Raw genomic sequence first — 18,742 nt, 5'->3', positions numbered from 1 at the left:
ATAGCGAATTAATACCAAGGTTTAGCTAAAAATAAACTAGATTAACAAATTGAAGTAAATAATATTAAAATTATATATAGCTTAAAATAAATTATAAATAGTATTTTTAAAGAATGCGAATAGTAAGCTTTACTTTTGGAAAAAACAATTTGTTATTTATTTAAATTGATTAGTAATTTTTCGTAATTTTATTGTATATAAATATAAGAAAATAATATGCAAAAAAATTGCATAACTATGGAAACACTATAATAACTATGATAAAATTTTATCTATATTGAATTACAACTGTATATATTCATGCATAAAAAGGAGAGTATATTTTGAACAGATTTGAATTAATCGAAGAAATAAAAAATACGAACTATAAAATGCATAAAAGTAAAAAAGGATGGGTAGTTAGCTATTCATTATTAACTTTTATGCTAGGGGGAGTATTTTATGGCACAACAAATGTGCAGGAGGTAAAGGCTGCTGACATTGAAAGCCAAACTAGTCAATCTGGAGGTAGCAAGGCTGCTCTAGAAGAGGCCAGTGCGAAAGCACTCAGCGATGCAATCGAAGATGCAACAAACACTTTAGAAACTAAAGCGGCAGAAGTTAAACAAAAAATCAATGCAGATCAAAGCATGACTGCTAACGAAAAAGAAGCACAACTTAATAGTATTGATGATTTGTTTAATAAAGCTAAAGCTGAAGTGACAGTAGCAACTGATTTAGATTCTATTAAAAACATTGTGGATGATACTGTCTTAAAGATAGATGCAAGTTATAAAATTGATAATACAAAAAATAGCATTGTAACAAATGATCAAAATAAGGATATTGATACTAAAAAGGTAAGTAAAAATTCTACAGGTAATAAAAAGAATTTAAAAACTTATTCGGGTCTTAATTCATTCTTAGATTCAAAGCCAAGTGTTAAAAAATCAAAGACGGTGAGTTCAAAACCTAATAAAATAAATGGTGCTGATAAAAACATTGCTGATTCAAATTCAATTCCAAATGATGCTAAGTCAACAATTAATAATACGAAATCGTCCACGGGAAAATCTATAGAACTAGTTCAAGCGCCTGCTAATAGTTCTGAAAATATTCCCAAAAGTGATGTTGCAACAAAAGTAACAGCGAGTGATGTACCAAATGACAAGGTCTCGGATAAAAAAGATTTGAGTGAATATACAGCACAAGCTGAGGCAACACCTAGAATTGAAACTGCGGCAGATACTGATGCTAGTAAAGATGTAACTGTTTCATCTGATGCTGATGTAAATCGTGATGATTTTATTAATGGAATCGGTAAGACTGCAAGTAAGGCACCGACTGCTGTAAATATTGCTAATCCTGACCAAGTTACTAATCCAGATAAATATAAGCAAAAAGTAGTAAATATTGCTGATTTGCAAGGTTTAGCGAATGCTTGGGCCGACGCATCGGTTACATACATAAATATAACTGATGATATTTTTTATACTGGTGGAATTATTGGTAACCGTGCGGCAGGAGCTAGTGTGGTCATTAATGGTAACGGTCATAAGATTGATTTAGGAACACAGACACTAAGTTATGTTAATGTTCCTTTTAATAATCTCACGACGTTAACTTTAACGAATGCGAATTTTCTTCAAGGTTTTAATGCTAATGACGGTAATGCATCTTCATTAGTATATTGTGCAAATGGTAGTGGTTTAAGTATTAATTTTGATAATATTACTTTATCAAGTAGTAACTTTAATGGTTTGAATCCTATTCATGCTGCTACTGCATATTTCTCAAAAGTTAAGTTTTCTGGAAAAAACACCTTTAATATTTCAAATGAGGTAACTCGTGGCGTGGGAAATATTGAATTTGCCAATAATGGTGGTGTTATAATGCAAAGAACAAGTAATGATATTGGATTCTCCGAATTCTACTTTTCTAATGCTGCTCCAGTAAATAGTGTTGGTTATGGTAATACTTTAACTATGGGGGATGGCTCCTACAATGAGGCCTATACTTATAACGATAGTTCAGCTAACTATCCAGCTATGTACCGTTTCATCTATAATGTAAAAGTTGGTGATAATGTTAAATGGACACAAACTGGATTTCAGTACTTCTTAAATGGTAGTCAGGCTAATAATAATAATCTTGATGGTCAATTCAAGTTTGGTCAAAATTTCAACTTGAAGGCGCCAATTACCACGCAGCCAGGTGCAATAACACTCGTTGGTAGACAGAGAGCTGAATTTAATGCAGGAACTACTTTTGATATTAGTCAAAGGGCCAATGCTGCTGTTATCCAAGTTAATGCTACTTCTAGTGTAGTCTTTATTTCACCTAAAAAATTACATTTAGCAATTCAAGGTGCTAATGGTGAACCAATAGCAACCGGTGCAGGTATTATTGCAGGAACAGGGTCAGTAACTCTTAATAATTCAAATATTAAGACTTGGACTGGCAGTAATTCCGAGACTAACACTGCTAATGGAGATAATACTGCAAAATTTGCTAGAATGGTTGTTACAAATGGTCAAGCTGTAATTACTGATGTTAATGGCGTCACTTCTAATTCCAATATTGTTACACCGACAACTCGTGAATTACAGACCATTGCCATTCCAGTAGGAAAAATCAAGATTCAATATGTTGATCAAAATGGTAAAAATCTTGGTTCACCAGTAGAGATGACTTTGCCACCTGATCCGTATATTGGTGAATATATATCACTGATTAATAATGAAACTGCTATTAAAAATATACCTAAAGGGTATATGTGGGCTTTAGGTAAGCAAGTCTATGCTGGTGCCGTAAAAGATGCTCAAAGTGGTGGTGACTTAACTACAACTGACGATAATGGTGATGAATTTGGACAAGCCTCTATTGGTATCGCACCAATGGAAGGTGATAATTATATATATAAAGTTTATGTATACGGGTTGAAGAAGAACGTGACATATAGATATGTTGATGTTAACCATCCTGAACGTATTTTGACTTCACCAATGTCAGGTAAAACAGGTACTGAATCTGTTGAAAACTTAGTGCCAGCTAACTATGGTAATACTATTGATTGGACTAATAAATACTATACTCAAGACAATGTTCCAGCAGGTTATCATTATGCCGCAAAGGCACAAAATCAAGCTACAACAACTTTGGTATCTGATGATAATCCAGTAGTTAATATCTACGTTGAAGGAAATAAGCAGATTGTAAATCCAACTTATGTAGATACCAACGGTAACAAGATTACTCCAAATAACAAAGTAGTAATTGAAGGCATTACAGGTGAAACTGTAAAATTACCACCAGCCCCTGATGCAAATAATTGGGCCCCAGATCACGTTATTGTAAATGGACAAAAAGTTGCATTTGATGCATCGTTTGAATTAGCTAACGGAACAGATTCGGTAACTTATGTATATCATTCACTAGATATTGAAAAGCAATCCGCTAATAAATCTATCGATGATGAAGCAACTAAGATTAAGGGAGAAATCGATAATGATCCTACCCTTGACGATCTTGCTAAGAAAACACAAAAAGATGCGGTTGATAAAGCTGCTAGTGATGCCAAAAGTAAAATAGATCAAGCTATCATCCCTAGCGAAGTAAGTAAGGCAGAGAAAAATGGTAAAGCTGCAATTGATGCAGCACATCAATCTGGTACGGCTTTAAATGAACAAAAGCAGGCTTCTACTGATGCAATTGATCGAGAAGCAACTAAAATCAAGGCCGAAATTGATGCCGATGTAACTTTAGACAATGCAGAAAAAGATACTCAAAAAGCTAATGTTGATGCTGATGCTACAGCTGCTAAAAACAAAATTAACGCTGCGCCTAACGCACAAGCAGTTAAAAATGCTCAAGCAGAAGGTATAGCTAAGATTGACGCCGATCATATTCCTAACAAAACTTCATTGCCTGATCAAAAACGAGTTGCACAAAATGCAATTGATCAAGAAGCAACTAAGATTAAGGCTGAAATTGATGCCGATGTAACTTTAGATAATACAGAAAAAGCCAAGCAAAAGGCCAATGTTGATACAGATGCTACAGCAGCTAAAAATAAGATTAATGCGGCTACCAATGCACAAGCAGTTAAAGATGAACAGGCAGCAGGGATTGCGAAGATTGATTCAGATCATATTCCAAATAAAATGTCATTGATTGATCAAAAACAAGCTGCTAAAGCTGCTATCGATCAAGAAGCTACTAAAATCAAAGCAGAAATTGATGCCGATGTAACTTTGGATGATGTAACTAAAGCCAAACAAAAATCTAATGTTGATACTGATGCTACAGCAGCTAAAGATAAGATTGATCAAGCCCTTGATGCCCAAGGTGTGAAGGACGCTCAAACTGCAGGAATAGCTAAAATTGATTCAGATCATATTCCAGGCACCACTTCTTTGGCGGACCAAAAACAAGCTGCTAAAGGGATAATTGATCAAGAAGCAGTAAAAATAAAAGCTGAAATTGATGCTGACGATACTTTAGATGATGCAACTAAAGCGAAGCAAAAGTCTAATGTTGATATTGATGCTGCAGCTGCTAAAGTTAAAATAGACCAAGCAACTAATGCTCAGGGCGTTAAGGATGCAAAAGATGCAGGCATTATTAAGATTGACAGTGATCATGTTAGAAATAATATTTCTTTAGATGAAATTAAGCAAAATGATAAAAGTGCTATTGATCGTGAAGCAACTAAGATTAAAGCCGAAATTGATGCTGATGAGACCTTAGATAATGCCGAAAAAGCCACTCAAAAAGCGAATGTTGATGCTGATGCCGATGCTGCTAAGAGAAAGATTGATCAAGCAACTAATGCTCAAGGTGTGAAAGAAGCAACTGAAGCTGGAATTGCAAAAATTGACGCGGATCACATTCCAAACAAGGTTTCTTTAACTGATCAAAAGAAGGCAGCTCAGGATGCAATTGATCAAGAAGCAAAGAAGATTAAGGCTGAAATTGATGCGGATACTAGTTTAGACAGTGCTGAAAAAGCAGTTCAAAAGGGTAATGTTGATGCTGATGTGACAAATGCTAAGAAAAAGATAGATCAAGCAACAAGCTCACAAGGAGTCAAGGACGCTAAAGCAGAAGGAATTGCCAAAATTGATGCTGATTATATTCCTAATTCAACCTCACTAACTGGTCAAAAGAAAATTGCTAAAGATGCCATTGATGCGGAAGCAGCTAAGGTTAAAGCCGAAATTGATGCTGATGTAACTTTAGATGATGCGGCTAAGGCTAAGCAAAAAGCTAATGTGGATACTGATGCTGATGCAGCTAAAGCAAAAATTGATCAAGCAACAGGTTCACAGGGAGTTAAGGATGCTAAAGCAGAAGGAATTGCCAAGATTGATAGTGATCATATTCCAGGTTCTACTTCATTAGCTGATCAGAAGAAGGCAGCTAAAGATGCAATTGATCAAGAAGCAACTAAGATTAAGGCTGAAATCGATGCCGATCCAACTTTGGATGATGCTACTAAGGCAAAACAAAAAACAAATGTAGACAGTGATGCGGCAGCAGCTAAGACTCAAATAGATCAAGCAGCAAATGCTCAAGGTGTTAAAAACGCTAAAAATCAGGGAATAATTAATATTGACAGTGATCATATTCCAGGTTCTACTTCACTAGCTGATCAAAAGAAAAATGCTAAGGCAATAATTGATGCAGAAGCAACTAAGATTAAGGCTGAAATCGATGCTGATAATAGTTTAGATAATAATGAGAAAGTAGCGCAGAAAAATAATGTTGATATTGATGCTGCTGCTGCCAAAGTGAAGATTGACCAAGCAACTAATGCTCAAGGTGTGAAGGATGCGCAAAATGCTGGAATTATTAAAATCGATAGCGATCATGTTCCAAATAACATCTCATTAGCTGATCAAAAGAAGACAGCCAAAGATGCCATTGATCAAGAAGCAACTAAGATTAAGTCCGAGATTGATGCCGATGCGACCTTAGATGACGTTGAAAAGGCAAAACAAAAGGCCAACGTTGACAAAGATGCTTTAGCTGCTAAATCTAATATTGATCAGGCAGCAACGGCTCAAGCTGTTAAGGATGCGCAAGCAGCTGGAATTATTAAAATTGATGCTGATTACATTCCAAACACTGTGTCATTGGCCGATCAAAAGAAAAACGCCCAAGATGCCATTGATCAAGAAGCAACTAAGGTTAAAGCTGAAATAGATGCTGATGCGACTTTAGATAGTGCCGAAAAGGCTACGCAAAAGAGTAACGTTAATAAAGATGCTCAAGCAGCCAAGAATAAGATTGATCAAGCAACAAGTGCTCAAGGTATCAAAGATGCTAAAAATGAAGGTATCAGAAAGATAGATAGCGATCATATTCCAAATAGTATTTCATTAGCTGATCAAAAGAAGGCAGCTCAAGATGCAATTGACCGAGAAGCAGAGAAGATTAAGGGTGAAATTGATGCTGACAAGAGCTTAGATGATGCTACTAAAACCAAGCAAAAAGCTAATGTGGATGTTGATGCAGTCGCAGCTAAGAGTAAGATTAGTCAAGCTACTGATGCACAGAGCATTAAAGATGCCAAAAATGATGGAATTGTGAAAATAGATGCAGATCACATCCCTAATACATTGTCTTTAGACGATCAAAAACAATCAGCTAAATTAACAATTGATTCTGAAGCAAGAAGAGTCAAGAGTATGATTGATGCTGATGTAACTTTAGATGACGCAACTAAGACAAAACAAAAGGCCAATGTTGATACTGAAGCAACTAAAGCTAAAGTAGCTATCGATAACTCAAAGAATGCTCAAGAGGTTAAAACTTCACTACACGATGGAATAGTAGCTATCGATGCTCAATATGTACCAGGTGAAAATGGAAGTTTGGACAGTCAAAAAGCAAAGGCAAAATCAGCAATTGATGCGGAAGCAACTAAGATTAAGGCCGAAATTGATGCTGATGTAACTTTAGATGACGCAACTAAGACAAAACAAAAAGCTGATGTTGATACTGATGCAACTAATGCTAAAACTAAGATTGACCAAGCAACTAATGCCCAAATAGTTAAAGATGAGCAAATAGCTGGAATCGCCAAAATAGATGCTGATCATATTTCAGGTTCTACTTCATTAGCTGATCAAAAGAAGGCGGCTAAAGATGCTATTGATCAAGAAGCTGCCAAAGTAAAGGGTGAAATAGATGCTGATGTAACTTTAGATGACGCAGCTAAGACAAAACAAAAGGCCAATGTTGATACTGATGCAACTAATGCTAAAACTAAAATAGATCAAGCAACTGGAGCTCAAGCTGTGAAAGATGCACGTGATAATGGGATTTCTAAGATTGATAGTGACCATGTACCAAATAGTACATCACTAGCTGATCAAAAGAAAAATGCTCAGAGTATAATTGATCAAGAGGCGGCTAAAGTAAAAGCCGAAATTGAAGCTGATGTAACTTTAGATGCGGCTGCTAAAGCAGCTCAAAAAGGCAATGTCGATATTGATGCTGCTGCAGCTAAGGTAAAAATAGATCAGGCAGTTAGTGCTCAAGGTGTTAAGGATGCAACTAATGCGGGAATTGCTAAAATTGATAGCGATCATATTCCAAATAAAATTTCATTAGCCGATCAAAAGAAAGCAGCCCAAGATGCAATCGATGCCGAAGCTACTAAAATTAAGGCTGAAATTGAAGCTGATGATAGCCTAGATAGAGCTCAAAAAGCAACACAAAAAGGCAATGTCGATAAAGATGCTGCTGACGCCAAGAGTAAAATAGATCAAGCAATTAATGCCCAGGGTGTAAAAGATGCCCAAGCAGTTGGTATTACTAAGATTGATGCTGATCATATTTCTAATAGCACTTCACTTGAAGATCAAAAGAAGAATGCCGCCCTATTAATCGACCAAGAAGCCGCTAAGATTAAGGCTGAAATTGAAGCTGATTCAACTTTGGATAGTGCTACTAAGGCTATACAAAAAGGAAACGTTGATAAGGATGCTGCTGATGCCAAAAACAAGATAAATCAAGCAACTAACTCTCAAACTGTCAAAGATGCCCAAGCAGCTGGTATTATCAAAATTGATGGTGACCACATTACTAATAGTGTTTCTTTAGCAGAACAAAAGCGAAGTGCTCAAAGTGCAATTGATCAAGAAGCCGCTAAAGTAAAAGCTGAAATTGATAACGATCCAACGTTAGATAATGCTACTAAAGCAACACAAAAGGGTAATGTTGATATTGATGCTGCTGCTGCTAAGAGTAAAATAGATCAAGCAACTAATGCTCAAGAAGTTAAAGATGCCCAAGCAGCTGGTATTATCAAAATTGATAGTGATCATGTTCCTAACAGTACGTCACTTGCCGATCAAAAGAAGAGTGCTCAAAATGCTATTGACCAAGAAGCAGTTAAGATTAAAGCTGAAATCGATGCTGATCCAACTTTGGATAGTGAACAAAAAGCTTCACAAAAGAATAATGTTGATGCTGATGCCGCGGCTGCTAAAACTCAAATAGATCAAGCAACTAATGCACAAGGCGTTAAGGATGCTCAAATAGCTGGAATTAATAAGATTGATGGCGATCACATTCCAAATAATGTTACTCTGACTGATCAAAAGAAGAGTGCTCAAAATGCAATTGATCAAGAAGCCGCTAAAATTAAAGCTGAGATAGATAAAGATGTGACATTAGATGCTGCAACTAAAGCTAAGCAAAAAGCTGATGTCGATGTCGATGCAGCCAATGCTAAAAAGAATATTGATGCTGCAACTAATGCTCAAGGTGTAAAAGATGCGCAAGCAGCTGGAATTGCCAAAATTGATAGCGACCATATTCCAAATAATGTATCTTTAGACAATCAAAAGAAAAATGCCCAAAGTGCGATTGATCAAGAAGCCGCTAAGATTAAAGCTGAAATAGACAATGATTCGACTTTAGACAATGCGACTAAACTTAAGCAAAAAGCAAATGTCGATAGTGATGCGGTTGCAGCCAAAAATAAGATTGATCAAGCACTTGATGCTCAAGGTGTGAAAGATGCGCAAGCAGCCGGAATTATTAAGATTGACAGTGATCATGTACCAAACAACTTATCATTAGCCGATCAAAAGAAAAATGCTCAAGACGCAATTGACCAAGAAGCCGCTAAAATCAAATTTGATATTGATAATGATTCAACTTTAGATAATGCGGCTAAGGCCAAGCAAAAAGCGAATGTTGATAATGATGCAACTGTTGCTAAGAATAAGATTAATCAAGCTCCTGATGCTCAGGGTATCAAAGATGCGCAAGCAGCCGGAATTACTAAGATTGATGGTGATCATATTCCAAGTATTACAACATTAGCCGATCAGAAGAAGAATGCGCAATCTGCAATTGATCAAGAAGCGGCTAAGATTAAAGCTGAAATTGACAATGATTCTACTTTAGATAACGCAGCTAAGACTAAACAAAAAGCCAATGTCGATACTGATGCAGCTGTTGCTAAAAATAAGATTGATCAAGCAGTTAATGCGCAGGAAGTAAAGGATGCCCAAGCCGCTGGAATTATTAAGATTGATAGTGATCATATTCCAAGCAGTACGTCACTTGCTGATCAAAAGAAGAATGCCCAAGATGCAATTGATCAAGAAGCAACTAAGATTAAGGCAAATATTGATGCTGATACTAGTTTAGATAATACTGAAAAGGCAGCGCAAAAGGGTAATGTTGATAAAGATGCAGTTGTAGCTAAAAATAAGATTAATCAAGCTCTTGACGCGCAAGGTGTCAAAGATGCGCAAGCTGCTGGAATTATTAAAATTGATAATGACCATGTGCCAAATAACTCATCATTAGCTGATCAAAAGAAGAACGCTCAATCAGAGATTGATCAAGAAGCGGCTAAAATTAAAGCTGAAATTGACAATGATCCAAGTTTAGATAATGCTGAAAAAGCAGCACAAAAGAGTAATGTTGATAAAGATGCGCAAGCCGCTAAAAATAAGATTGATCAAGCTTCTGATGCTCAGAGTGTTAAAGATGCTAAGATAGCTGGAATTAGTAAGATTGACTCTGATCATGTACCAAACAACTTATCATTAGCCGATCAGAAGAAGAATGCACAATCTGCAATTGATCAAGAAGCGGCTAAGATTAAAGCTGAAATTGACAATGATCCAAGTTTAGATAATGCAACTAAGACAGCGCAAAAGAGTAATGTTGACAAGGATGCGCAGGCAGCCAAGAATAATATTGATCAGGCTACTAGTGCCCAAGGTGTAAAAGATGCTAAAACGTCCGGAATTAGTAAGATTGACTCTGATCATGTACCAAACAACTTATCATTAGCCGATCAGAAGAAGAATGCACAATCTGCAATTGATCAAGAAGCGGCTAAGATTAAAGCTGAGATTGATGCTGATGTAACTCTAGACGATGCTACCAAGATTAGTCAAAAAGGTAACGTAGATACTGATGCGCAAGCAGCTAAGAATAAGATTGATGCTGCAACTAATGCCCAAGAGGTAAATGATGCGCAAAATGCTGGAATTAGTAAGATTGACTCAGATCATCAAAGTAATAATACCTCATTATCGGATCAAAAATTGGCAGCAAAAGCTGAAATTGATGCCGAAGCTAAAAAGGTTAAGGCAGAAATTGATGCTGATATAACATTAGATGATGCGACAAAAGATGTGCAAAAGAATAATGTTAATAATGAAGTAGCAAAAGCCAAGAAAGCAATTGATGGTGCAAATAATGCTCAAGAAATCAAATCTTCTCTACATGATGGAATTTCAGCAATTGATGCCCAGCATGTATCCGGTCAAAATGGAAGTTTAGACGCACAAAAAGCTAAAGCACAAGCAACAATTGATCAGGAAGCGGCTAAGATTAAGGCCGAAATTGAATCTGATCCAACCCTAGACAGTGCTACAAAGGCAAAGCAAAAAGCTAACGTAGATACTGACGCGCAAGATGCTAAGAGCAAGATTAATCAAGCAACAAACGCTCAAAGCGTAAAAGATGCGCAAAATGCTGGAATTATTAAGATTGATGCCGATCATGTACCAAATAGCTTGTCATTAGCAGATCAGAAAAAGAATGCACAATCTGCAATTGATCAGGAAGCGGCTAAGATTAAGGCCGAAATTGAATCTGATCCAACCCTAGACAGTGCTACAAAGGCAAAGCAAAAAGCTAACGTAGATACTGATGCGCAAGCGGCTAAGAATAAGATTGATGCTGCAACTAATGCTCAAGATGTTAAGGATGCGCAAAATGCTGGAATCATTAAAATTGATGCCGATCATATATCAAATAGTACTTCTTTAGACGATCAAAAGAAGAATGCACAAGGTTTAATTGATCAAGAAGCAATAAAAATTAAAGCTGAAATTGATAATGATTCAACCCTAGATGATGCGGCTAAGGCCAAGCAAAAAGCTAATGTTGATGCTGATGCACAAGCAGCTAAGAATAAGATTGATGTTGCAACTAATGCCCAGGATGTTAAGGATGCGCAAAATGCTGGAATCATTAAGATTGATGCCGATCATATACCAAATAGTACTTCTCTTGCTGATCAAAAGAAGAATGCTCAAGATGCAATTGATCAAGAAGCGGCTAAGATTAAGGCCGAAATTGATGCTGATGTAACTATAGATGCTGCAACTAAGGCCAAGCAAAAAACTAATGTGGACAATGATGCAGCAGTAGCTAAAAATAAGGTTGCTCAAGCACCTAACGCGCAAGGCGTCAAAGATGCACAAGCAGCTGGAATTAGTAAGATTGACTCTGATCATGTACCAAATAGTGCATCACTTACCGATCAGAAAAAGGCCGCTCAAGGTTTAATTGATCAAGAAGCCGCTAAAATTAAGGCCGAAATTGATAATGATCTAACTTTAGATGATGCAACTAAGGCAAAACAAAAAGCTAATGTTGATGCCGATGCAAATGCAGCTAAGAACAATATTGATCAAGCTACAGATGCCCAAGGTGTCAAAGACGCGCAAGCCGCTGGAATTAACAAGATTGATTCAGATCATATACCAAATAGTGTATCTTTAGAAAATCAAAAGAAGAATGCACAAAATATAATTGACCAAGAAGCCGCTAAAATTAAGGCTGAAATCGATGCCGATTCTACTTTAGATAGTGCAACTAAAGCAGTTCAAAAAGGCAACGTTGATAAAGATGCACAAACTGCAAAAGCTAACATTGATGCTGCAATTAATGCCCAAGGTATTAAAGATGCTCAAGTTGCAGGAATTAGTAAAATTGATTCAGATCATCAAAGTAGCAAGATGTCATTAGCTGATCAAAAGGCTGCTGCTCAAGCGATAATTGATCAAGAAGCTGCTAAGATTAAAGCTGAAATTGATGCCGATGTAACTTTAGATTGTGATGCTAAGGATGCACAAAAAGCAAATGTAGATAAGGATGCAACAGATGCGAAGGCTAAAATTAGTCAATCCGCTGATGCCCAAGGTGTCAAAGATGCGCAAGCTGCGGGAGTTACTAAGATTGATGCTGATCATGTACCAAGTGGCATTTCATTAAATGATCAGAAGAAGAATGCGCAAAGTACAATTGATCAAGAAGCCGCTAAGATTAAAGCGGAAATTGATGCCGATGTAACTTTAGATGATGCAACTAAGGCCGCGCAAAAGGCCAACGTAAATAAAGACGCACAAGCCGCTAAGGCTAAGATTGATCAGGCTGCAGATGCGCAAGCAGTTAAAGATGCTGCTAAAGCCGGCATTAACAAGATTGATAGCGATTATGTACCAAATAGTGCTTCATTAGCCGATCAAAAGTCATCAGCACAAGCTGCTATTGATCAAGAAGCCGCTAAGATTAAGGCTGAAATTGATGCTGACCCATCTCTGGATACCAACGAAAAGACAAAACAAAAGGCTAACGTTGATAAAGATGCGCAAGCCGCTAAGAATAGCATTGATCAAGCACCTAATGCGCAAAGTGTCAAAGATGCTAAAGCAGCTGGAATTAGTAAGATTGATAGTGACCATGTGCCAAGTGGTATCTCATTAGAAGATCAAAAGAAGGTTGCTCAAGGTGTAATTGACCAAGAAACCGCTAAGATTAAAGCGGAAATTGATACTGATCCAACTTTGGATGATGCAACTAAGGCTAAGCAAAAAGCTAATGTTGATGCTCATGCCAATGCGGCTAAGAACAATATTGATCAAGCTATAGATGCGCAAGGCGTCAAAGATGCCAAAGCAGCTGGAATTAGTAAGATTGATGGTGACCACGTACCAAATAGTATGTCACTGGAAGATCAGAAGAAGGCTGCTCAAGGTATAATTGATCAAGAAGCTGCCAAGATTAAGGCTGAAATTGATGCAGATGAAACCTTAGATGATGCAACTAAAGCTGCCCAAAAAGCTAACGTTAATAAAGATGCGCAAGCTGCTAAAAATAGTATTGATCAAGCACCTAATGCTCAAAGCGTGAAGGATGCTAAAGCAACTGGAATTGCCAAAATTGATGGTGATCACATTCCAAATAGTACTTCACTAGCGGATCAAAAAGTTGCTGCTCAAGCGACAATTGACCAAGAAGCCGCTAAAATTAAGGCTGATATTGATGCCGATCCAGCCTTAGACGATGCGACAAAGAATAAGCAAAAAGCTAATGTAGATAAGGATGCTGCTGCTGCTAAAGCTAAAATTGGTCAAGCAACGAATGCTCAAGGTGTCAAAGATGCCCAAGGTGCAGGAATTGCTAAAATTGATAGTGATTATGTACCAAGTAATACATCATTAGCTGAGCAAAAGACTAATGCTAAAGCCGCTATCGATCAAGAAGCTGCTAAAATTAAAGCTGATATTGATGCCGATCTAACACTAGACGATGCACTCAAGGCAGCGCAAAAGCTAACTGTAGATAGAGACGCGCAAGCCGCTAAGGCGAAAATTGATCAAGCACCTAATGCTCAAGGCATAAAAGATGCACAAGCAACTGGGACTGCTAAGATTGACAGTGATTATGTACCAAGTAATACATCATTAGCTGAGCAAAAAAATAATGCTAAAGCTGCTATTGATCAAGAAGCCGCTAAGATTAAGGCTGATATTGATGCAGATGAAACTTTAGATGATTCAGCTAAGAAATCACAAAAAGCTAATGTCGATAAAGATGTACAAGCTGCTAAAAGTAGTATTGATCAAGCACCTAATGCTCAAGGCGTAAAGAATGCACAAAGTGCAGGAATTGCTAAAATTGATAGTGATCACTTAGAAAACGGTGCTTCATTAGCCGATCAAAAGAGAAACGCGCAAGCAGAAATCACAAAAGAAGCTGCTAAGATTAAAGCCGAAATTGATGCCGATTCTACCTTAGATGATGCTACAAAATTGGCACAAAAGAATAGTGTTGATAGAGATGCACAAGCTGCTAAGGCAAAGATTTCTGAATCAACTAATGCTCAAGCAGTCAAAGATGCTAAAGCTGATGGAATTAGTAAGATTGATGATGATCATGTAACAAACAATATTCCATTAGCTGATCAAAAACGGAATGCGCAAAGTGCGATTGATCAAGAAGCCGCTAAAATTAAGGCTGAGATTGATGCTGATTCTACTTTAGATAATGCAATTAAAGCAGCTCAAAAAGCTAATGTTGATAAAGACGCACAAGTTGCTAAGAATAACATTGATCAAGCAACTAATGCTCAAGGTGTGAAGGATGCAAAATCTGCTGGTATCAGTAAGATTGATAGCGATCATGTGCCAAATAGTGCCTCATTAGCTGATCAAAAATCATCAGCTCAAGCAGCAATTGATCAAGAAGCCGCTAAAATTAAGGCTGAGATTGATGCCGACGAAACTTTAGATGATACTGCAAAGGCAAAACAAAAAGCTAATGTAGATAACGATGCAGCGAGCGCTAAAGGTAAGATTGATCAAGCAACTAATGCTCAAGAAGTAAAAGATGCAAAATCTGCTGGAATTAGTAAGATTGATAGTGATCATTTAGTAAATGGTATGTCATTAGCCGATCAAAAGCGGAATGCGCAAAATACAATTGATCAAGAAGCGGCTAAGATTAAAGCTGAAATTGATGCTGATCCTTCTTTAGACGACGCAACCAAACTAGCACAAAAAGATAATGTGGATAAGGATGCACAAGCTGCTAAGAATAACATTGATCAGGCTCTAGATGCTCAAGGTGTTAAAGATGCTAAAGCAGTAGGAATTAGTAAGATTGATGCCGATCACTTAAGTAGTAAAGTTTCATTAGCCGATCAAAAGTTAGCTGCTAAGGATGCTATTGACCAAGAAGCTAAGAAAGTCAAAACCGAAATTGATGCTGATCCTTCTTTAGATGACGCAACCAAAGCTAAGCAAAAAGTCAATGTTGATGCTGAAGCAACTAAGGCTAAAGGTGCAATTGACAATGCAACCAACGCTCAAGGTATAAAAGGTGCAGTTCGTGATGGAATTGTAGCAGTAGATGGGCAACATATAACTAATGAAAATGGAAGTTTAGAAAGTCAAAAATCTCAAGCTAAGGCAACAATTGATCAAGAAGCCGCTAAGATTAAGGCCGAAATTGATGCTGATTCTACATTAGACAATGCAACCAAAGCAACTCAAAAAGCTAATGTAGATAAAGATGCACAAGCTGCTAAGATTAATGTTGATCAAGCTCCAAATGTTCAAGGTGTCAAAGACGCTAAAACAGCTGGAATTAGTAAGATTGACAGTGATCATATTCCAAGTAGTATGTCATTAGCCGATCAAAAGAGAAATGCACAAATAGCAATTGATCAAGAGGCTGCTAAAGTTAAAGCTGCAATTGATGCTGATCCTACAATTGACAATGCTGCCAAAGCAGCACAGAAGGCTAATGTAGATAAAGATGCTGCTGATGCAAAAGACAAAATAGATCAAGCAACTAATGCTCAAAGTGTTAAGGATGCTCAATCTACTGGAATTAGTAAAATTGATAGTGACTATGTAACCAATAGCACATCATTAGCAGATCAAAAATTAGCAGCTAAAGCAACAATTGATCAAGAAGCTAAGAAAATTAGGGATGCAATTGAAGCTGATGTAACTTTAGATAATGCTACAAAGGCTAAAGAAAAAGCTAATGTAGATGCAGAAGCAGTTAAAGCTAAAGAATCAATTGATAATGCGCCTAATGCTCAAGAACTTAAGAATACCGTTAATAAAGGAATTGCCGCAATTGATGCGCAATACATTCCTCAAGGAAACTTAGATAGTCAAAAGGCTAAGGCGAAGGCAGCAATTGATCAAGAAGCTTCTGTAATCAAGAATAAGATTGCAAATGATTTATCATTAGACGATAAAGCAAAGGCCGATCAGATGGCGGCAGTTGACCAAGAAGCGACTATAGCTAAGGAGAATATTCAAAAGGCTGAAAATTCCCAAAATATTAATGATGCTCTTAATCTTGGAATTACCAATATCGACGCTAAATATGTACCTTCAATTTCAATAGCAGATCAAAAATCTTATGCTAAGAAACTTATTATGGATGAGGCTGAAATTGTTAAGAACGCAATTAATAGTGATAATACCTTATCCCAAAAACTTAAGGCGCAACAAATTGAAGCTGTAGAAGCTCAGAAGCAAAAGGCTTTGGATAAGATTGACGAAGCTACGAATTCGCAAGCTATTAAAGATGAATATAAAAATGGTGTTCTTGCACTTCATGCTCAACATGAAGCATCTAATCAATTAGAAACTCAAAAGCAAGCAGCTAAAAATGCGCTTGTCAAAGAAGCAGATACAATTAAGAGTGCAATTAATGCCGATTCAACTTTGGACAGTATTGCTAAGAAAGCACAGATCGACAATGTTGAACTAGAATTGCAAAAAGCACAAAATTCAATTGATCGTGCAATAACTTCACAAGAAGTTGAAGATCAACAAGATAAAGGAATTGCAACAATTGATGCACAATACATTCCTGGGAAACCACTTAATGATCAAAAAGATATAGCAAATAAGGCAATTGAAGATGCTGTTGCTAAAGCTAAGGAAAAGATAAGCCAAGATTTAACCTTAACTAGTGCTGAAAAGGCAAAACAAAGTCAAGCAGTTGATGAAGCCCAAGCAAAGGCTAAGAGTGCAATCAGAAAAGCTAAGAATGCAGATGAAATTGCTCAGTTAGAAGAGGATGGAGTGGCTGAAATAAATGCTATTCCAAAATCAAATGGTACAGTAGAAGGTCAGAAGCAGGCTGCTAAGGATGCTATTGACAAGGCAGCATCAGCTGCTAAAGACAAGATAAGCCAAGATTTAACCTTAACTAGTGCTGAAAAGGCAAAACAAAGTCAAGCAGTTGATGATGCTCAGGCCAAGGCTAAGGAAGCAGTAGATCAGGCTAAGAATGCAGATGAAATTAATCAGGCACAAGCAGCTGGAATTACTGAAATAAATGCTATTCCAAAATCAAATGGTACAGTAGAAGGTCAGAAGCAGGCCGCTAAGGATGCCATTGACAAGGCAGCTTCAGATGCTAAAGACAAGATAAGCCAAGATTTAACCTTAACTAGTGCTGAAAAGGCAAAACAAAGTCAAGCAGTTGATGATGCTCAGGCCAAGGCTAAGGAAGCAGTAGATCAGGCTAAGAATGCAGATGAAATTAATCAGGCACAAGCAGCTGGAATTACTGAAATAAATGCTATTCCAAAATCAAATGGTACAGTAGAAGGTCAGAAGCAGGCTGCTAAGGATGCCATTGACAAGGCAGCTTCAGATGCTAAAGACAAGATAAGCCAAGATTTAACCTTAACTAGTGCTGAAAAGGCAAAACAAAGTCAAGCAGTTGATGATGCTCAGGCCAAGGCTAAGGAAGCAGTAGATCAGGCTAAGAATGCAGATGAAATTAATCAGGCACAAGCAGCTGGAATTACTGAAATAAATGCTATTCCAAAATCAAATGGTACAGTAGAAGGTCAGAAGCAGGGCGCTAAGGATGCTATTGACAAGGCAGCTTCAGCCGCTAAAGATGTCATTAATAAAGACAATAGTTTAACAGATGCTGAAAAAGCAACTGGTAATAAGGCAGTTGATGATGCCGCAGCGAATGCCAAGGATGAAATCGATAAGGCTGTTAACTCAGATGATATTAATAAGGCTAAAGAAAATGGTTTAACTGAAATTGGTAAGGCTGTGCCAAACGGTACTTTGGATAAGCAGAAGCAGGCCGCTAAGGATGCCATTGACAAGGCAGCTTCAGCTGCTAAGGATGCAATTAATAAGGATCCTAAGTTAACAGAAGAGCAGAAGCAGGCCGCTAAGGATGCCATTGACAAGGCAGCTTCAGCTGCTAAAGATGCAGTAGATAAGGCTAAGACGCCAGATGAAGTTAACCAAGCAAAAGAAAATGGTTTAGCTGAAATTGGTAAAGTTGTGCCAAACAGTACTTTAGACAAGCAAAAAGAAGATGCTAAGAAGGAAGTTGATGACGCCGCAGCCGCAGCTAAGGATAAGATCAATAAAGATCCAAACTTAACTGACAAGCAAAAAGAGGATGCCAAGAAGGAAGTTGATAATGCCGCAGCGAATGCCAAGGATGAAATCGACAAGGCTAAGACTCCAGACGAAGTTAACAAGGCAAAAGACAAGGGTACTGCAAATATTGATAAGCAAGTACCAGGTAATAACAAACCAGGTAACAGCTTAGAAGAGCAGAAGCAGGCCGCTAAGGATGCCATTGACAAGGCCGCTTCAGCTGCTAAGGATGCAATTAATAAGGATCCTAAGTTAACAGAAGAGCA

General features: G+C 37.4%; 1 protein-coding gene. It reads left to right on the top strand.

What is annotated here, in order from left to right:
• Positions 1–323 precede the first annotated feature (323 nt).
• Positions 324–18,742, top strand: an 18,419-nt coding sequence (locus F5ESL0233_RS06370) for a DUF1542 domain-containing protein (protein WP_122059330.1), incomplete at its 3' end; no start/stop codon positions are given.

The organism is Lactobacillus sp. ESL0233, assembly GCF_003692995.1.
In the GTDB taxonomy this organism is placed as follows: domain Bacteria; phylum Bacillota; class Bacilli; order Lactobacillales; family Lactobacillaceae; genus Lactobacillus; species Lactobacillus bombicola.
The sequence above is the reverse complement of the archived record's forward strand: the minus strand, read 5'-3'. Positions and strand labels throughout refer to the sequence as shown.